Here is an 18,513-nt window from a genome sequence, read left to right on the forward strand (position 1 = left end):
GGGTTCCGCGCTTCGTCTCGCGCGCGGCGCTTACGCCGCGGCGGCGCGGCGTGGCGTGCTCTCGGCGAGCAGCTCGCGCACCGCGGCGGCGTCGATCGGGCGGCTGAACAGATATCCTTGGACCGACGAGCAGCCGTGCTTGCGCAATTCGGCGAGCTGATCGTTTTCCTCGACCCCCTCGGCGGTGGTTTCCATGCCGAGTGCGCGTGCGAGGTCGGTGATCGCGCGGACGATCGCGACGGCGCCGGGGCGGGTGAGCAGATCCTGGATGAACGAGCGGTCGATCTTGATTTTGTCGAACGGGAAAGACTGCAAATAGCTGAGCGACGAATAGCCCGTCCCGAAATCGTCGAGCGCGATGCGGACGCCCAGCGCGCGCAGGCCGTGGAGCAGCCGCGTCGTTTCCTCCAGCCCTTCGAGGAAGATCGATTCGGTGATCTCGAGCTCGAGCCGGCCGGGCGCGAGCCCGCTCGCGGCGAGCGCCTGCATCACCGTTTCGTTCAGTCCGGGCCGGCGGAACTGCACCGACGACACGTTGACCGCAATCCGGACATGGTCCGGCCAGGCTGCGGCTTGCGCGCAGGCCTCGCGCAACACCCAGGCGCCGATTTCGACGATCAGCCCGGTATCCTCGGCGACGGGAATGAAATCGAGCGGCGATACCATGCCGCGCGTCGGATGGTTCCAGCGGATCAGCGCTTCGAACGACCCGACGCGGTTGGCGTCGAGGTCGAACAATGGCTGGAAATGCAGCTCGAACTGACCTTCGTGGAGCGCAGTGCGCAAGTCGCTCTCGATCCGGCGGCGCTCCTGCGCGCGGCTGTTGAGCGCTTCCTCGAAGAAGCAGAACATGCCCCGGCCAAGCTCCTTGGCGCGGTATAACGCGAGGTCGGCGTGTTTGAGCAACGACCGCGCGTCCATGCCGTCGGCGGGCGAGATCGCGATGCCGATGCTCGCGGTTTGGGTCACGTCGTGCCCGTCGATCCGCATATGCTCCGCCGCGGCCTCGCCGGCGCGCTTGGCGAGGCGCTCGAACGGCTCGCCGTCGGCTGCCTGGCGCGTGACGATGACGAATTCGTCCCCGCCCAGCCGCGCCACGAAGCTTTGCGCGAGATCGCCGTCGATTCGCGCCGCGACGCGGCGTAGCACTTCGTCGCCGACCGGGTGGCCCAGCGTGTCGTTGACCGATTTGAAATCGTCGAGGTCGAGAATCATCACCGCGACGCGCTCGTCGTTGCGCTCGGCCAGCTTCAGCTCGTGCTCGACATGTTCGAGGAAATGCGCGCGGTTGGGTAGATCGGTTAGCGTGTCGTTGAACGCCAGGTGCGTGATCCGCCGCTCGCGCTCGGCGATGTCGGTCGCCATGCGGTTGAAGCTTTCGGCCAACCGCGCCAGTTCGTCATTACCCTCGACCGGCACGCGTGCCTCGTTGCCCGCCGCCAGCCGCGCCGCGGCGGCATCGAGCAAGGTGATCGGCCGCGTGATCGATCGCGCCATGCGGATCGTCGCGAACACCGTGCCGAGTAGCCCGAGCAGCCCGGCGAGCAGGATGGCGTATTGCAGCCGGTGGTAGCCCGCGAGCGCCTGGTCGAGCGGGTAGCGCAGCATCAGTACCGCTTGCGGCGACCCCGTCATTACCGGCAGCGGCTTGACCAGCGCGAGCGCGGTGCCGTTCGGCGTGGTCACGTCCGACACCAACCGATCCTTCGCCGCGCGGTCGATGAAGCCCGACAGCGCGCCCGCCTCGCGATCCGCCGGGTCGGCCCAGCGACCGTCGCCACGGCGCTGGAACACCGCAGCCTGGATCGGGATTGCCGACAGGCTTTGCAGACCCTGCATTTCCCTGGCGTCAAGGTTCGTCGCGAACACCACCCAGCCGGTCAGCTGCGGTGTCAGGATCGGGGCGGCGATGACGTGCCGCGCGCTGCCGCCCAGCTGGACGACGCCCGACATCTGCCCGCCGTCGAGCGCGTTCCACAATCCGGCGGCTTGCCCCGCGAGCCCGGGGTCGGCGAGCCCTGTCACGTTGCCGTCCACCCCGACGACGAACGCGATCGGCACGCCCATGCGCCGCTTGAGGTTGACGAGCGCCGAGACGATCGTCGCCTTGTCGCCGGTCGCAACCGCCGCGCGGAACCCGAAGTCGCGTGCGAGCAGGCCGGCGGCGCCGCCCAGTTCCGCCGCGCGCTGGCTCCACAACCGGTCGAACACGGTGCCGCTCGCGGCGAGCTCACGCTGCACCTGATCCGTGGCACTGCGCTGGGCGATCGCCAGCAACGTCGTCGACATGCCGAGCATCGCCGCCACGACCAGCGCCGCGTACAACACCGTCAGTCGCGTGCGGAGCCGGCGGAACCGGGGAAGGCGAAACGGCAGCGCCATCAGTAGGACGACGACGTGGCGGGCGGCGGGCGCAGCGTTACGGTGAAAGCTTCGCGCGCGCCACCGCCCAGATTGATCGTGTGCGACACCTGGTTGCCGGGGCTCCGCAGATACGGATGCCACACGCCGACCGAAATCGGCCCCTGTGGTACGCCGTTCAGGACGACATTACCCGACGCATCCGTCTTCGCGGTGAATGCGCTGTCGGCGACATAGATGAACGCCGTCATCTGGTCGTGGATGTTGCACCCCAGCGACACCGGTCCGGCGCGGTCGAAGCGCACCGTGCGGTTCTGTTCGCGCGCATAGAGCTTCAATTCGAAACGCTTGGCCGGCGAGAAGGAATAGACCTGGTGCCGCACCGCGTCGAAATTGGGAAACGACACGTCGGCGTTGACGGGCACGACGGTCAGGAACGGGGCGAACTGGATATTCTGCTGGCGCACGGCATAGCCGCTTCCCGGTCGCGCCGATGGCGTGTCGCGGCCGATCAGGTGGATCGTGACGACGGCGTTGGCGATCGGCTGGCCTCCGGGGCCGCGCACCATGACGCTCACCCCCGCAACCGGCGGTGGCGGCGCCGCGCCGAGGAGCAGCGCGAACGGCAGGACGGGCAACATACGCATCGCCAGCGATCCTAGCGACTTGGCGTAAACAATCCCTTCATAGGTGCAGGCGGAGCGCGAACTGGAGCAGCGTCTTATCCTGTTGCGGCGCAAGGCCGACATAGACGCGCGCATCCTTGCGGCTGTCGACGTGGAGCAGCTCGACCAGCGCCGACAGATGCTTGCCGATATCGCGCCGCCCCGCCGCGGTCAGCGCCCAGCCGTTTTCGGACCAGTCGCGGCCGAGCTCGGACCCGATGCTGGTCGTGCCGAACGCTTCCGCGCGCAGCGACGCCGAGCCGCGCGCGAAATTGCGCGTCGCCATCACATACGCCGAGCGGAAAGCCGTATCGACCCACAGCCGGCCGTTTTCGCGAAAGCCCATCAGCGTGCGTCCGGCCATCCCTTGCGCCTTCACTTGCCAGTCGCCGAAACTCAGCACCGCGCCGACATTGTCGAACCGCGTGCGCCAACCCCATTGCAGCGTCGGCGTCACCGCCTCCGGATTGCCGCGATTGTCGTAATGGAAGGCCTGCAGGTCGAGCCAGGCGGTCGGCGCCCAGTCGACCTTACCGTAGAAACCGGGCCGGTTGTCGAGTTCGATCACCGGACGTGTCCTGGTCGCCTGCACGTACGCCGCGAAGAACGGATTGAGCGGCGGCAAGGGCTGTAACCCGAACGCGACCGCCTTCTGATCGTGCAACGCCCAGCCGCGAAACGCGATCAGCGTCCCCGCCGTGTCGTTGAGCCCGAAGATCGCGGCGGTCACGCCGATTCGCCCGCCGCCGACCGGGCGCGAGACCTGCGCCTCGACCCCGCCGACCTTCACCTCTTCGCCGATCCACGCGTTGATCGCCGACGGCGTGATCGTGTCGCGCACCCGCCATTCGGGACCGGTGTGCTCGAGGCTGACGGGCGGCCAGAACAGCCCCGCGCGCCCCACCACCTTTGTCCCGCCGGGCAACAGCGGTTTGTACGTCAGGAAGGCTTCCGACAGGTCTACGGCCTTGTCCTGCCCCTGCTGCGCGGTCGCGACGAGCGTGCCGCCCAGCGACCAGGTAAAGCGCGGCGTCCAGATCAGGTCGCCCTCGACCGCTTGCGGTTCGATGCGGAAATTGCGGTTGGCGGAATCGGTGTCGAACCGCGTCTTGCCGTACCCGCCGTCGAGCCAGCTCGTCTCGCCATCGCCCCCGATGATGCGGACGTCGCCGCTCACAGCCACCGTCTCCGGCGTGAACAATTCGGTCGCGCTTTGGGCGATCGCGGGGGCCGGCGATGCCATCAGCGCGCCGATGATCAAGGATCTGAATATTTTCAGTCGGCTAGTCACGCGCCGATCATAGGCGATAATGGTTAACGATCGGTCGAGATCGGCCCAAATCGCCGCAGTGCCGCATGCGCCTTGACGCCCCGCGCCCGCCGCCCTAAGGCGCCGCGTCCCGCTCTACGGCCCCTTCGTCTAGCGGTTAGGACGCGGCCCTCTCACGGCTGAAACACGGGTTCGATTCCCGTAGGGGTCACCAAGCGAAGCGGGTGGACGCGAGCGTTGCTCGCTCATCCCGCCGCGCCAACGCTCTCTTCGGCACGGGACAAGGCCGAAACCGCGGCGATATCGTCGTCCTCCAGATACAAGCTTGCCGCCGACGCGCTGGCAGCGGCGGTTTGGGGCTTGCTGGCGCCCGGGATCGGGATCACGCAATCGCTCTGTGCCAAATGCCAGGCGATGACGACGGCATAGGGCGTAGTCCGATACTTTGCCGCGAGATCGACCAGGACAGGATGCCGCGCCAACGCGTGGTGATGATGCGCCCCACCGATGACGGAATGCGGCACGAAGCTCACGCCTTGGTCCTGACAGGCTGAGAGCATTCCGTTCTCATAATCCTCCGGGTCCAGCGGATTGCATGCGTTCTGCACGCTCTCGATGCGCACGATCCGTTGCGCGGCGTGCAGATGGGCGACCGAAACGTTGCAAAGCCCGATATGCGCGATCTTGCCCTCTTCCTGCAGCCGGGCGAGCTCGCCGATCGAATCCTCGAACGGTATCTCCGCATCGGGCGCGTGAAGCTGGTACAGGAATATGGCCTCGCACCCCAGCGCGCGGAGACTGTCTGTGCATGATTGCCGCAGGAACCACGGGCTCGCATCGACCCGCCGTATCCGCCGATCGACGCCGCCCTTGGCCGCCACGGTGATGGTTTCGCCAGGCCACGACGACAGCGCCTTGGCGATCAGCCGTTCGTTGTGGCCGATCTCGTCGTCGCCAGCGCAATAGACGTTTGCCGTGTCGACGAAATCGATCCCGGCATCGAAGGCGGCGTGCAGCGTCGCCACCGCGGCGGCTTCGTCGGGCCGGCCGCCCATCGACAGCGGCATGGCGCCCAGCCCGACCGGGAACACCGTTCGCCCGGTCCGGCCGAGCATCCGGCGGACGGGGGCCGCAGGTCGCGTCAATGCGCCATGGCTTCGGCTTGCTCGAGCACGACCATGTGCCCGCCCGGATTGGACTGGAAGTCCACCTCGATCTCGCCGAACGCGATCGTGAGCGATGCGCCGGAACGCAGCACATCGAGCTCGTCCCCCGTGAATTCGTGCGTGACCGATCGCGCGCCCGCGTCGCCGCGCGGGCCGTCGAGCGTCACCGCCAGGCCGGGCGTTTCCTGGCAGCGATTGGCCGGGGCATTAGGGTTCACGACGGTCAGCGTATAGCTGTCGCCCCCCTCCGAGCGCAGTTCCATCGTGCCCGGCAACCCGCGCAGCACGCGATACATCTGGTCGATCGCCAACGACGTCATTCCCAATTCCCCTCGGGCATCACCGCCACATAGGCGCCGTGCGCCAGCCAATATCCGGCAGCTTCGTCGTCCGATTGCAACAGGTTGGCCGTCTGAAGCCGGACCGCGACGGACTCGCCCGCGGCCGTCCGGCAATTGACGATCACCGGAGCACCGACGTCGAGCATCTTGAGTTCGATCGGCGTCAGTTTGCGCGCCGTGATGAGCGTATTCTCGGCCATGCCTCGCCTCTGGTGGTTCGATCGGCAGCGACGGAAAGCGGCGCATCTTCCCACCAAGAGGCGCCGCCCCTCCGACGAAACGTCAGCGCGAACGCTCGTTCAGCTTCGCGCCGAGGCTTTCGACCCCGCACACGACGTTCTTGATCTCCGCATGGAGGCTTTCGGTTCCGCAGACGTGCTTGTCCTTCATCTTCGCCTGCAGATTTTCGACGCCGCAGACGACATTCTTTATTTCGGCGTGGAGGCTTTCCACACCGCACACAGGTTTACCGGACATATCAACCTCCCTCTCCGCAGATGACTATCGCACTCAATTCTTTCGAGTATTGCTGCGAATCGATCTGGCGATTGCCATCCTACTTTGGCGCATTTACGCGATCATAGCCGATACATGATCCGATACGGACGTTCCGTTGGATGCGATCGAGGGGCACCTTTGGACCGGATTGGATTAATCTCGCGCGGGTGCTGCCGCTGCCAGCGCGCGACCTTTCGCACAACCTACAGCGGCGGTGGCGCGGCTTCCTGAAACGCGGGCAGCGCCGCGGCGCGATCCGCCGTGGCAGTGACGCGCGGGAACGGCGTCAGGTCGGTCTTGAAGCGCCGCGCGTTGTACATCTGCGGCACCAGGCAAGCATCGACGATGTTCGGCGCGTCGCCGCCGGCGAACGGCGTGTCGGGCAACAGCTTCTCCAGCGTCGCGAACCCCGTGCCGACCCAGTGCCGATACCAGCGCTCGACCGCTTCCCGGTCCTGCCCCATCTCGTGCTCGAGATATTGCAGGATACGCAGGTTGTTGATCGGGTGGATGTCGCACGCGATCGTCAGCGCCATCTCCAGCGCGCGGGCGCGCTCGGCGGGATCGGTCGGAATCATCCGCGGTTCGGGATGCATCGCGTCGAGATAGTCGATGATCGCGAGGCTCTGGCCGAGGTGCAGCCCGTCCACCTCCAGCGCGGGAACCAGCCCGGCCGGGTTGATCGCGAGGTAATCGGGCGCGCGCTGCTCCCCGGCGCGCAGCGCGTAGTTGCGCTTCTCGTATGTCAGCCCCTTGAGGTTGAGCACGATGCGGACGCGGAATGCCGCCGAAGACAAGGGAAAATCGTGGAGTATCATCGCGACATCCTGATGTGGTTCGGCGGCATTGCAGGCGCATCCGTCGCGCCGTAGATCGTGCCGGTCAAGGCATCGAAAGGCTATCCCCGTATGATCTCCGTCCTGCTCGCTTTGGCGCTTCAGGCCGCCCCCGTCCCCGTCTGCACCGCGACGGTGGCGCCGCCTGCCGGGCTCGAGGCGTGGGGCACCGTCTCCGCGATCGCGATGGGTCCGATCGCAATCGGACAGACCACCGGACTGATGCTCCGGCCGGTCGACAAGGTGACATTCACTCCCGCCCCTTCGCGCGCGCCCAGGCCGGGGACGTTCGGCGGAGCCTATCAAGTCGCCGTGACGACCGCGGGCACGTACCGGATCGCGCTCGAAGCGGGTGCGTGGATCGACGTGGTACGCGACGGTAAGGTATTGGAATCGGTCGCGCATGCCGAAGGTCCGTCATGCTCGGGCATCCGCAAGATCGTCGATTTCGCGCTGGCGCCGGGTCGCTATGCGATCCAATTGTCGGGCGCCAAAGCCGCGCCGATGCGTATATTGATCGCAGCCAAATGACGATCGGCGCGTTCGGCAACTGACAAATCTTGCGACAAACCCATGTTTGACTCGCACAAGCGGGGGAACCACTAGGCCTTGATGCTTTTGTCTGCAGGCCGGCAACGATCGGCGCGTCCCCTCATCACTACCGTGTCGCTGGCGCTGCTTCTCGCCGCGTGCGGTGCGCGTGACGACGCCGCAAAGGGCGGGCGCGGCCAGCAGGGCACGCCCGAGGTCGGCTATATCGTCGTTCAGCCGACCGCGGTGCCGCTGATCACCGAACTCGCCGGCCGCACCAACGCGTTCCAGACGTCCGAAGTGCGCCCGCAGGTGTCGGGCATCATCCGCCGCCGCTTCTTCACCGAAGGATCGTACGTGAAGAAGGGCCAGGCGCTCTATCAGATCGATCCCAGCCTCTATCGCGCCGCCGCCAACCAGGCGTCGGCGAACCTCGCGAGCGCGCAAGCCAATGCCGAGGCGGCCCGCGTCAAGGCCGCGCGCTACAAGCCGCTCGCCGCCGACCAGGCGGTCGCGGCGCAGGATTACACCGATGCCGCCGCCGCCGCGCGCGCCGCGGGTGCTGCGGTCGACCAGAACCGCGCGGCGCTCGACACCGCGCGGATCAACCTGCGCTTCACCAACGTCCCCGCGCCGATCAGCGGCAAGATCGGGCGGTCGCTGTTCACCGAGGGCGCGCTCGTCACCGCCAGTCAGACCGACCCGATGACGACGATCCAGTCGCTCGACCCGATGTATGTCGACATCCAGCAAAGCTCCGCCGACCTGCTCGCGCTGCGCCGCGCGCTCGCCAATGGCGGCGCCACCCCAGCGAGCGCCGTGGTGCGGCTGAAGCTGGAGGATGGGAGCGACTATAGCTTCACCGGCACCGTCGAGTTCGCCGAGGCGATGGTCGATACTACGACCGGCACGGTCACGCTGCGCGCGCGCTTCCCCAATCCGCAGCAATTGCTGTTGCCCGGCATGTTCGTCCGCGCGAGCTTCGCACAGGCGACTGATCCCAATGCCTTCCTGATCCCGCAAGTCGCAGTGACGCGCGACCCCAAGGGCAATCCGCAGGTCTATGTCGTCGGCGCGGACAACAAGGCGGCGGCGCGGCCGGTCACGGCGACGCGCACAGTTGGGGTCAATTGGGTGGTTACGGCGGGGCTGAAACCCGGCGAGCGGATCATCACCGAGGGCATCGGCAAGGTGAAGCCCGGCCAGCCGGTCAAGCCGGTCCCGGCGGGATCGCCGCAGAACCTGGTGCCCACGGGCAAGGGCGGGGGTGGAAAACAAGGCGGGAACCGCGGCAGCAGAGCGGGCTGACCGGCCGTGTCACGGATCTTCATCGACCGGCCGATCTTCGCGTGGGTGATCGCGATCATCATCATGCTGGTTGGGCTGGGCAGCATCTTTACCCTCCCGGTCGAACAATTCCCCGACGTCGCGCCGCCGCAGGTCAACATCCGCGCCAGCTATCCGGGCGCGTCTGCGGCCACGCTTGAAACCAGCGTCGCGCAGGTGATCGAACAGCAGCTTCAGGGCATCGACGGGCTGCTGTACTTCAGCACCAATTCGTCGTCGCGCGGCGCGGTGTCGATCGGCATTACCTTCGCCAAGGGCACCGATCCGGACGTTGCGCAGGTCCAGGTCCAGAACAAGGTTCAGCAGGCGCTGAGCCGCTTGCCGCAACAGGTTCAGCAGCAAGGCCTGACCGTCACCAAGTCGAACCCCGATTTCCTGCTGATCGCGGCGATCTACGACACGACCGACCGTACCAGTAACATCGACGTTTCCGACTATCTCGTCACCAACCTGCAGGACACGATCGGCCGCCTGAAGGGCGTGGGCGACATCAACGTGTTCGGGTCGCAATATGCGATGCGGATCTGGCTCAACCCCGACAAGCTCGCCGCGGTCGGGCTGATGCCGGGCGACGTCGTCACCGCGATCACAGCACAGAACGCCGAACTCGCGGCCGGCGAAGTCGGCGCGGTGCCGAGCGGCCCCGACCAGTATATCGACGCGACCGTTACCGCGCAGTCGCGCCTGTCGACCCCGGAGCAATTCGCCAACATCGTGCTCAAGAGCCAGCCGGACGGATCGACCGTGCGGATCGCCGACGTCGCGCGGATCGAGCTCGGCGCGGAAAGCTATGCGTCGATCAGCCGCGTGAATGGCCACCCCGGCGCCGGCATCGCGGTCAGCCTGGCCCCCGGCGCCGACGCGCTGAGCACCGCCGAGCTGGTGAAGAAGCAGATCGAGACGTCGGCCAAGGACTTCCCGCCCGGCTACGAATACGATTTCCCCAACGATTCGACGACCTTCATCAAGCTGTCGATCAACGACGTGGTGAAGACGCTGTTCGAAGCGATCGTGCTGGTCGTCATCGTCATGTTCGTGTTCCTGCAAAGCTGGCGCGCGACATTGATCCCGACGATCGCCGTGCCGGTGGTGTTGCTCGGCACGTTCGGGGTGTTCGCGGTGGCGGGCTTCTCGATCAACACGCTGACGCTGTTCGGCCTGGTCCTCGCGATCGGCCTACTGGTCGACGACGCGATCGTCGTGGTCGAGAATGTCGAGCGCGTGATGCACGAAAACCCGGACATGGGTCCGCGCGAGGCGACGATCAAATCGATGGGCGAAATCCAGATCGCGCTGGTCGCGATCGCGCTCGTCCTGTCGGCGGTGTTCCTGCCGATGGCATTCTTCGGCGGATCGACCGGCGTGATCTATCGCCAGTTCTCGCTGACGATCGTGTCGGCGATGGTGCTGTCGGTGATCGTCGCGCTGATCCTGACGCCGGCGCTTACCGCGACCCTGCTTAAGCGCAAGGAGGACGAGAACCACGACACCTGGGTCTATCGCAAGACCGAGCGCGCGCGGCACTGGTTCAACGACCGGTTCGAACGATTGGTCGGCTGGTACACCGGCACGGTGTCGCGCGTCGTCGACCGCAAATGGCTGTTCCTCGGCATCTATGCCCTGGTGGTCGCGATCCTGGTGATCATGTTCGTGCGGTTGCCGACCGGCTTCCTTCCCACCGAGGACCAAGGCTTCGCGCAAGTCCAGTTCAACCTGCCGGGCGGCGCCACGATCAACCGCACGCAGGCAGCGCAGAAGGCGATCGAGAATTATTTCCTCACCACCGAAGGCAAGAACACTTCTGCCATATTGTCCGTCGCGGGCGCCGCCGGCGGCGGCGGCGGCGGCCAGAACGCCGGCCGAGGCTTCATTTCGCTCGCGCCGTGGGACAAGCGCAAGGGCAGCGAGAACAGCGCCGATGCGATCACACGCCGCGCGACGCGCGCGTTGAGCGGTCTGCGCGACGTCGAATTCTACGCAACGGTGCCGGCCGCGGTGCGCGGCCTGGGCCAGTCGTCGGGTTTCACCATCGAACTACAAAATACCGGCGGCCTGACGCGCGACCAGTTTCGCGACGCCCGTGATAAATTGCTCGCCGCTGCGCGCAGCGACCCTGATCTCGCCAACGTTCGCCTCAGCGACCTTCCCGATCAGCCGACGCTGAAGGTCGACATGGACGCGCAAAAGCTGTCGGTGCTCGGACTCAACCAGACCGACGTCAACAACACCCTGTCGACCGCCTGGGGCGGCCGCTACGTCAACGATTTCAACGATCGCGGCCGGGTGAAGCGGGTCTTCGTTCAGGGCGATGCGCCGTACCGTTCGGCACCCGACGATATCGGCAAATGGTATGTCCGCGGGTCGACCGGCCAGATGGCTCCGTTCTCCGCCTTCGCGAGCACCGGCTGGTCGACCGCACCGACGTCGCTCAGCCGCTTCAACGGCATCGCGTCCTACGAATTCTCCGGTCAGTCGGCCCCCGGCAAAAGCTCCGGTGAGGCGCTGGCGAAGATGCGGGAACTGGCCGGACAGATTCCGGGCGTTTCCGTATCGCTTGCGGGCGTGTCGTATCAGGAAGCACTGGCGTCGGGCCAGGCGCCGATCCTGTATGGCCTGTCGCTGCTCGTCGTGTTCCTCTGCCTCGCAGCACTGTACGAGAGCTGGACGATCCCGGTCGCGGTGTTGCTGGTGATCCCGCTGGGACTCGTCGGCGCGATCTTCGCGGTGACACTGCGCGGGTTGCAGAACGACGTCTACCTCCAGATCGGCCTGCTGACGACGATGGGGCTGGCGGCGAAGAACGCGATCCTGATGATCGAGTTCGCCGAGCAGGCGGAGAAGCAGGGCAAGCGCGTGATCGATGCCGCGCTGGAGGCCGCGCGCATCCGTCTCCGTCCGATCCTGATGACCAGCTTCGCGTTCATCTTCGGCGTGCTGCCGTTGGCGATTTCGACCGGTGCGGGCGCGAACAGCCGGATCGCGATCGGCACCGCGGTGATCGGCGGGATGCTGACCGCGACGTTGCTCGCGGTGTTCTACATCCCGCTGTTCTTCGTGCTCGTCCGCCGCACGACGCGCAGCGCGTTGCAGCATCTGCACCACGAGCATCCCACGCCACCCCCCGAGCCGGAGGCCGCCGCGTGATCCGCCGTATCGTCTCCGCCGCCGCGATCGCGAGCCTGACCGCCTGTTCGCTGGCGCCGCCCTATGTCCGCCCCGAAGCGCCGGTGCCGCCGAGTTGGCCGGTCGGTGACGCCTATCTGCGGTCGAGCGAGGCGGCGCTGCCGACGGTGCGGTATCAGGATATCTTCCGCGATACCCGGTTGCAGACGCTCATCGCGCAAGCGCTGGCGAACAACCGCGACCTGCGCGTCGCCGCAGCGAACATCGCGATCGCGCGCGGCCAATATCACGTCCAGCGCGCCGAATTGCTGCCCGAGGTCGATGCCAACGCCGGCGTCACTGCGCGCAACGGCCAGACGACGACGTCGAACGGCGCGGGCGGCGCGACTACCAACCGCACGACCACTAGCAGCTTCGATGCGACGCTGGGCATTACCTCGTTCGAGCTCGACCTGTTCGGGCGCGTGCGGTCGCTGACCAGCGAAGCGCAAAACCGCTATTTCGCGACCGAAGCGGCGGCGCGGGCGACGCGGCTCACCATGGTCGGCGACATCGCGACAGGCTGGCTGCAATATGCCGCCGACAAGAGCCTGCTCAAGATAGCGCAGGACACCGCTACCAGCGCGGCGAAGACCGTCGACCTGACGCAAAAGCGGCTCAACGGCGGCATCGCCCCGCGCACCGACCTGCGCCAGGCGCAACTGACGCTCGACACCGCGCAGGCCGACGTCGCGCAGCAGACCACCGCGGTCGCGCAGGACGTCAACGCGCTGCAATTGCTGGTCGGCGCGCCGATCGACCCGACGCTGCTGCCGAATTCGATCGACGAAGCCGTGGCGACAATCGCCGAATTGCCGGCGGGGCTGGATTCGTCGGTCCTGCTGCGCCGTCCCGATGTCGTCGAAGCCGAGTACACGCTGCGCGCCGCCAATGCCGATATCGGCGCGGCGCGCGCGGAATTGTTCCCCAAGATCACGCTGACCGGCCTGCTCGGGTTTGCCAGCAACGCGCTCGGCGCGCTGTTCGGCGGCGGCGCGTTCAACTGGAGCGCCGGCGCGAACGCGAGCTACCCGATCTTTCGCGCCGGGGCAGGCCGCGCGAACGTCGCGGTCTCGAAGGCGCAGCGCGACCTTGCGCTCGCGCAATACGAAAAGGCGATCCAGACCGCGTTCCGCGAGGTGTCCGATGCGCTCGCGCGGCGCGGCACGATGAGCGCGCAGCTGACCGCGACGCGCAACCAGCGCGATGCCGCCGCCGACTATTACAAGCTGTCGGACGAGCGCTATCGCGGCGGGATCGACAGCTTTCTCGACAGCCTGGTCGCGCAGCGCTCATTCTATTCGGCGCAGCAGACGCTGGTGAACACGCAACTGATCCAGGCGAGCAACCTCGTCACGCTCTATCGCGTGCTGGGCGGCGACAGCCTGGTCGAGGCGAACAAGAGCGGCCCGCAGCCGCTCTCGCCCGATCCGGCGCCGATCGACAGACCGACCGGCACCGCGACGCCGCGGCCCTAGCCCGCCAGCTTCGCCGCCACTTCCGCGACGCGCCGACCCTGATAGCGCGCACCGTCGAGATCGACCGAACTCGGCTGGCGGCTGCCGTCGCCATCGGCGATCGTCGTCGCGCCATAGGGCGAGCTGCCGTGGACTTCCTTGACGCCCTGCTGCCCGGCGTAGCCGTAATCGAGCCCGACGATTGTCAGCCCGAAATGCAGCAGGTTGGTGATGATCGAGAACAAGGTCGTTTCCTGCCCGCCATGCTGCGTCGCGGTCGAGGTGAACGCCGCGCCGACCTTGCCGTTGAGCTTGCCCGACGCCCACAGCCCGCCGGCCTGGTCGAGGAACGACGCCATCTGGCTCGACATGCGCCCGAACCGCGTCGGCGACCCCACGACGATCGCATCGTAATCGGCCAGCGCGTTGATCCCCTCGATCGTCGGGTGCGCGGTGTCGGCCTTGAACCCCGCCGCCTTGGCGACCTCGGGCGGCGCGGTTTCGGGCACGCGGCGGATGTCGACCTCGGCGCCGGCCGAACGCGCGCCCTCGGCGACCGCGTCGGCCATCTGCTCCATGTGGCCATAGGACGAATAATAGAGGACGAGGACCTTGGGCATTGGGGACTTTCCTTTCTGTTCCCCTCCCGCAAGCGGGAGGGAAGTTGGCTTATTCGCTGTCGACCAGAACGATCTCGGCGTCGTCGAGTGCCGTGATCGTGACGGTTTGCCCGCCCGACAGCGCGGCGCCGTCGCGGGCGTCGAAACGCTGGCCGTCGATTGCGATCGCGCCGGTCGCGGGGACGAGATAGGCGTGCCGCCCCTCGCCCACGCTGTGCGTCAGCGTCTCGCCCGCCGCGACCGTTGCCGCCATAACACGGGCATCGGCGCGGATCGGGAGCGCGTCGCTGTCCTCGGCGAACCCGCTGGCGAGCGTCACGAACTTGCCCGAGCGGTCGCCCTTGGGGAACGGCTTCGCGCCCCAGCTCGGCTGGCCGCCCACCTTGCTCGGCTCGATCCAGATCTGGAACAGCGTCGTCGGCTCGGCCTCGAGGTTGTATTCGGCGTGCCGCACGCCCGACCCGGCGCTCATCACCTGGACGTCGCCGGCCTCGGTCTTGCCGACATTGCCCATAGAATCCTGGTGTGTGATCGCGCCGCTGCGGACGTAGGTGATGATTTCCATGTCGCGGTGCGGATGTGGCGGAAAACCGCTGTTCGGCGCGATCGTGTCGTCGTTCCACACGCGGATCGCGCCCCAACCCATGCGGGCGGGATCGTGATAGTTCGCGAAGCTGAAATGATGCCGCGCGTCGAGCCAGCCATGATTCGCATGACCTAGGCTGGCGAACGGGCGGCGTTCGATCTTGGTATCGGTATCGATCATCTTAGATCTCCTTGCTTGCCGCCAAGATAGGGAGTGGTGCGGGCGCGTAAATGGAAACGATTGAAACGGATTGTTTCCTGAATTAGCGTGCGCGGCATGCGGCTACCCGATTTCGAAGCCTGGGCAATCTTCGCGACCGTTGCAGAGCAACGCTCGTTCAGCGGTGCCGCCGAGGCGCTCGGCGTCTCGAAGGCGACGGTGTCGAAGGCGATCACGCGGCTGGAAGCGTCGCTCGGCACCTCGTTGTTCCACCGCACGTCGCGCCGGCTGACGCTCACCGAGAGCGGCCAGACGCTGTCCGAGCACGCGCAACGCATCCTCGCCGAGGGCCAGGCGGCCGAGGAAACCGCGCACGACGCCGCCAGCGCGCCCGCCGGGTTGATCCGCGTCGCCGCGCCGATGACCTTCGGGCTGAGCCATGTCGCGCCCGCGATCGCCGACTTCATGGCGGCGCACCCGGCGGTGCAGATCGACCTGCGGCTGTCCGATGCACGCGTGGATATCGTCGCGAGTGGGATCGATGTCGCGCTGCGCATCGCCGATTTGCCGGACAGCAGTCTGCGCGCGCGCCGCCTCGCACCGATCGAGAGCCGTGTCGTCGCCTCGCCCGGTTACGTCGCCGAGCATGGCAACCCGCGCCACCCCGCCGACCTCGCCGAACGCGATGTCTTCGCTTATGCCAATGTCCCGAACAGCGCGTGGTTGTTTCGGAACGGCGCGGGGGAGGAAGTCGCGGTGCGGCCCAACGGACGGTTCACCACCGACAGCGGCGACGCGATGCTGCCGTTGCTGCGCGCCGGGCTCGGCATCGCGCGGCTGCCCGATTTCATCGTCGACGCCGAGATCAAGGCGGGGCGACTCGCGGTGCTGCTAGCCGACTGGACGATCCAGCCGACCGCGCTCCACCTCGTCACGCCGCCTAGCGCGCTGCGGCCGGTGCGCGTCGAACTACTGATCGAGTTCCTCGCGGAACGCTTCCGTCAACTCTGCGCGGGGCGCGCATGAAGCGGCTTGCCCCCGACGCCGACGACGCGCGGTTTATTCGCCGCGTCATCCTGGTCATCGTGATCGCCGCGCTGACGATCGCGCTCTACCGCGTCGGCACGCTGCTCATCTTGGCGTTCGGATCGATCCTTGGCGCGATCACGATCCATGCCGTGGCCGATCGGCTGCACCAGCACTTGCGCGTACCGCGACGCCACGCGATCGGGCTTGCGGTAGCGGCGACGCTGGCCGTCGTCGGCTTCCTCATATGGCTGCTGACCGTCCAGTTCGGCGCGCAGATCAACGCGCTGATCGTCGAGACGCCGCGATTGCTCGCCCGGCTTGCCACGTGGATGTCGCAATCGGCGGTGGGAGGCAAGGTCGTCGAGGCGGTGCAGACCGGTTATGCGAGCGCGCAGGCGACGCAGGATCTGGGACAGATCGCGCGCAGCGGCGCCGATCTGGTGCTCAACGTCATCCTGCTGATCGTCGGCGCGATGTTCTTCGCGATCGATCCGGCGCGGTATCGCGACGGGTCGCTGCTGCTGATCCCCAAGGCCAAGCGCGGCGCGTTCGGCGACGCGTTCGACGATCTGGGGCATAATTTGCGGCTATGGTTGCGCGCGCAGATCATCCTGATGCTGCTGATGGGCGTATCGATCGGGTTCGGGCTGTGGTTGTCGGGCGTGCCGTCGGCGGCGGCGCTAGGGCTGCTCGCGGGGTTGAGCGAGTTCATCCCCTATATCGGCCCGACCGTGGCGATGCTGCCCGCGCTCGGTCTCGCGGCCAATGCCGGCACCGGCCCGCTGATCGGCGCGGTCGCGACCTATGCGATCGTCCGGCTGGTGCAGGACATGATCGTCACGCCGATCATCCAGAATAAGGTGATCGCGATCCCGCCCGCGATCACGCTCTTCTCGATGGTCGGGATCGGGTACATTTTCGGGCTGGCCGGCCTCGTCTTCTCCGCACCCTTGCTGGTGGCGATCTTCGCGCTCACCCGCTCGCTCTACGTGCGCGAGACGCTCGGCGATAAGGCCGATCCTGCCGATTGACTCGTGGCCCCAAACGAGTCCTCCGAACAATCGATTCCCCGCGACTCGTGGAGTCAGGCCGGTTAGCGAAGAATTAACCTTTGTCCTTCAGACGTGCTTAGGTTAATGGATCGTGTCGCTGTGCGTCGCCAACGGGGGTGTCGCTCAAGCGAATAACGGGGGAATTGCCGCATGCGCGTGCTGCTGATCGAGGACGAGCCGACGACGGCCAAGGCCATCGAGCTCATGCTCACCACCGAAGGCTTCAACGTCTATTCGACCGACCTGGGCGAAGAGGGTTTGGATCTCGGCAAGCTCTATGATTACGACATCATCCTGCTCGACCTGAACCTGCCGGACATGCATGGGTACGACGTGCTCAAGAAGCTGCGCGTCGCCCGCGTCCAGACGCCGGTGCTGATCCTGTCGGGCATTTCGGAGATGGATTCGAAGGTGCGCAGCTTCGGCTTCGGTGCCGACGATTACGTGACCAAGCCGTTCCACCGCGAAGAGCTGACCGCGCGCATCCACGCCGTCGTCCGCCGCTCGAAGGGCCATTCGCAGTCGGTGATCAAGACCGGCAAGCTGGCGGTCAACCTCGACGCGAAGACGGTCGAAGTCGACGGCGCCCGCGTCCACCTGACCGGCAAGGAATATGCGATGCTGGAGCTGCTCTCGCTCCGCAAGGGCACGACGCTGACCAAGGAAATGTTCCTCAACCACCTCTATGGCGGGATGGACGAGCCCGAGCTCAAGATCATCGACGTCTTCATCTGCAAGCTGCGCAAGAAGCTCAGCCTCGCGACCGACGGCGAGAATTATATCGAGACCGTGTGGGGCCGCGGCTATGTGCTGCGCGAGCCCGACGAGGTGGTCGAAGCGACCGCCGCGTAAGCGCCGGCTAGTTCAAGGGGGACGGGCCGCGGCGTCGGGGGACGCCGCGGCCCTTTTTCTTATCGATGCCGTCGCCGCGGCTGTGGCGTGTACAAGCCATTGACGGCCAACTTCGGCAGCGGATTGTCGGAGACATTGTCGGTGGAATATTGAACGCGGTATTGAAGCGTCGTGTACGGGTTGACCTGCACCTGAACCAGGCACCTCACCTGAAATGTATTGAAATGATGATCTTGGTGATCGGCCCCATTGCACATGGGAGCATTGTTTTTGTCAAAAATTTGTACGGCAGCATAGTTTGAGCCACTGTTAGGATGCTCGGCGACCCCGGAAAATGCCACCTTGATCCGTCCGCGACCACCGCACTGGCCGCCCTTCCATGTGATGATCTGGTTGTTTTCTAGCCGGTCATTGACAATCGAAATCGAGCTGCAGCCCGGCGCTCGCGACGGGAGAGGCGCAACGCGCGCAATTCCATCAACCGATGGAGTAATCAGCGCGGCAGGGATAAATACGCTCAACAATAGCAGCCGTTTCATTCCATCCTCCCTTTAATCGGGTTGATAAAAACGCAACGCGAC

General features: G+C 66.3%; 18 protein-coding genes and 1 tRNA gene. 8 read left to right on the forward strand and 11 right to left on the reverse strand.

Features of this window, described 5'->3' with window-relative positions:
• Positions 1-30: 30 nt before the first annotated feature.
• Genes E7773_RS03975 through E7773_RS03985 form a run of 3 tightly spaced genes read right to left on the reverse strand, consistent with a single transcriptional unit; the run spans position 31 to position 4,269 of the window.
• On the reverse strand, positions 31-2,382 hold the full coding sequence (locus E7773_RS03975; protein ID WP_293988492.1) for an EAL domain-containing protein: 2,352 nt from the start codon (positions 2,380-2,382) through the stop codon (positions 31-33).
• The gene (locus tag E7773_RS03980; RefSeq protein WP_293988495.1) at positions 2,382-3,008 is read right to left on the reverse strand and encodes a methylamine utilization protein; all 627 of its coding nucleotides are present in this window, start codon (positions 3,006-3,008) and stop codon (positions 2,382-2,384) included. The genes E7773_RS03975 and E7773_RS03980 overlap by 1 nt, the downstream gene beginning before the upstream one ends.
• Before the next feature lie 37 nt (positions 3,009-3,045).
• Positions 3,046-4,269, reverse strand: coding sequence for a hypothetical protein (locus E7773_RS03985; protein ID WP_293988497.1), 1,224 nt, complete (start codon positions 4,267-4,269; stop codon positions 3,046-3,048).
• Positions 4,270-4,435: 166 nt separating this feature from the next.
• Here E7773_RS03985 and E7773_RS03990 point away from each other — a divergent pair.
• A tRNA-Glu gene (locus E7773_RS03990) sits at positions 4,436-4,510 on the forward strand.
• A gap of 31 nt (positions 4,511-4,541) precedes the next feature.
• On the opposite strand, the gene E7773_RS03995 is transcribed toward E7773_RS03990, so the two are convergent.
• The 5 genes from E7773_RS03995 to maiA form a co-directional block, all read right to left on the reverse strand.
• Positions 4,542-5,441 (reverse strand): aldo/keto reductase, encoded by a 900-nt coding sequence (locus E7773_RS03995; RefSeq protein ID WP_293988500.1) that lies wholly within the window; start codon positions 5,439-5,441, stop codon positions 4,542-4,544.
• Complete coding sequence (locus E7773_RS04000; RefSeq protein WP_293988503.1) at positions 5,438-5,782, reverse strand: hypothetical protein; 345 nt, start codon at positions 5,780-5,782, stop codon at positions 5,438-5,440. Before E7773_RS04000 ends, E7773_RS03995 begins: the two co-directional genes overlap by 4 nt.
• Positions 5,779-6,003 (reverse strand): hypothetical protein, encoded by a 225-nt coding sequence (locus tag E7773_RS04005; RefSeq protein WP_293988506.1) that lies wholly within the window; start codon positions 6,001-6,003, stop codon positions 5,779-5,781. Before E7773_RS04005 ends, E7773_RS04000 begins: the two co-directional genes overlap by 4 nt.
• A gap of 82 nt (positions 6,004-6,085) precedes the next feature.
• Positions 6,086-6,280, reverse strand: coding sequence for a hypothetical protein (locus E7773_RS04010; protein ID WP_293988508.1), 195 nt, complete (start codon positions 6,278-6,280; stop codon positions 6,086-6,088).
• A 224-nt stretch (positions 6,281-6,504) separates the two neighbouring features.
• Positions 6,505-7,119 carry a maleylacetoacetate isomerase gene (maiA, locus tag E7773_RS04015; RefSeq protein WP_293988511.1) on the reverse strand — a complete coding sequence of 205 codons (615 nt, stop codon included), beginning with the start codon at positions 7,117-7,119 and terminating at the stop codon, positions 6,505-6,507.
• Positions 7,120-7,209: 90 nt separating this feature from the next.
• Here maiA and E7773_RS04020 point away from each other — a divergent pair, with 90 nt between their 5' ends.
• The 4 genes from E7773_RS04020 to E7773_RS04035 all read left to right on the forward strand — a co-directional run bounded on the left by E7773_RS04020 (position 7,210) and on the right by E7773_RS04035 (position 13,655).
• On the forward strand, positions 7,210-7,668 hold the full coding sequence (locus E7773_RS04020; protein ID WP_293988514.1) for a hypothetical protein: 459 nt from the start codon (positions 7,210-7,212) through the stop codon (positions 7,666-7,668).
• A gap of 81 nt (positions 7,669-7,749) precedes the next feature.
• Positions 7,750-8,976, forward strand: coding sequence for an efflux RND transporter periplasmic adaptor subunit (locus E7773_RS04025; protein ID WP_293988516.1), 1,227 nt, complete (start codon positions 7,750-7,752; stop codon positions 8,974-8,976).
• A gap of 6 nt (positions 8,977-8,982) precedes the next feature.
• Positions 8,983-12,159: an efflux RND transporter permease subunit gene (locus E7773_RS04030; RefSeq protein WP_293988518.1), complete on the forward strand. Its 3,177-nt coding sequence runs from the start codon at positions 8,983-8,985 to the stop codon at positions 12,157-12,159.
• A complete protein-coding gene (locus E7773_RS04035) occupies positions 12,156-13,655 on the forward strand; it encodes an efflux transporter outer membrane subunit (RefSeq protein WP_293988520.1) in 1,500 nt (499 codons plus the stop codon). The genes E7773_RS04030 and E7773_RS04035 overlap by 4 nt, the downstream gene beginning before the upstream one ends.
• Here E7773_RS04035 and wrbA read toward each other — a convergent pair.
• Entirely contained in the window at positions 13,652-14,254 is a 603-nt protein-coding gene (gene wrbA, locus E7773_RS04040; RefSeq protein ID WP_293988523.1) for an NAD(P)H:quinone oxidoreductase, read from the reverse strand. The genes E7773_RS04035 and wrbA overlap by 4 nt on opposite strands.
• A 49-nt stretch (positions 14,255-14,303) precedes the next feature.
• The gene (locus tag E7773_RS04045) at positions 14,304-15,020 is read right to left on the reverse strand and encodes a pirin family protein (protein WP_293988526.1); all 717 of its coding nucleotides are present in this window, start codon (positions 15,018-15,020) and stop codon (positions 14,304-14,306) included.
• 96 nt (positions 15,021-15,116) lie between these two features.
• Between E7773_RS04045 and E7773_RS04050 the strand changes: the two genes are divergently transcribed.
• The 3 genes from E7773_RS04050 to ctrA all read left to right on the forward strand — a co-directional run bounded on the left by E7773_RS04050 (position 15,117) and on the right by ctrA (position 17,932).
• Positions 15,117-16,025 carry a LysR family transcriptional regulator gene (locus E7773_RS04050; protein WP_293988529.1) on the forward strand — a complete coding sequence of 303 codons (909 nt, stop codon included), beginning with the start codon at positions 15,117-15,119 and terminating at the stop codon, positions 16,023-16,025.
• On the forward strand, positions 16,022-17,059 hold the full coding sequence (locus E7773_RS04055) for an AI-2E family transporter (RefSeq protein WP_293988531.1): 1,038 nt from the start codon (positions 16,022-16,024) through the stop codon (positions 17,057-17,059). The genes E7773_RS04050 and E7773_RS04055 overlap by 4 nt, the downstream gene beginning before the upstream one ends.
• Positions 17,060-17,230: 171 nt before the next feature.
• Positions 17,231-17,932: a response regulator transcription factor CtrA gene (gene ctrA / locus E7773_RS04060; protein ID WP_293988534.1), complete on the forward strand. Its 702-nt coding sequence runs from the start codon at positions 17,231-17,233 to the stop codon at positions 17,930-17,932.
• A 59-nt stretch (positions 17,933-17,991) separates the two neighbouring features.
• Here ctrA and E7773_RS04065 read toward each other — a convergent pair whose 3' ends face one another.
• Positions 17,992-18,471: a hypothetical protein gene (locus E7773_RS04065; protein ID WP_293988536.1), complete on the reverse strand. Its 480-nt coding sequence runs from the start codon at positions 18,469-18,471 to the stop codon at positions 17,992-17,994.
• Between the last annotated feature and the right edge of the window lie 42 nt (positions 18,472-18,513).

It is taken from the genome of Sphingomonas sp., from assembly GCF_004799495.1.
Taxonomy (GTDB): domain Bacteria; phylum Pseudomonadota; class Alphaproteobacteria; order Sphingomonadales; family Sphingomonadaceae; genus Sphingomonas.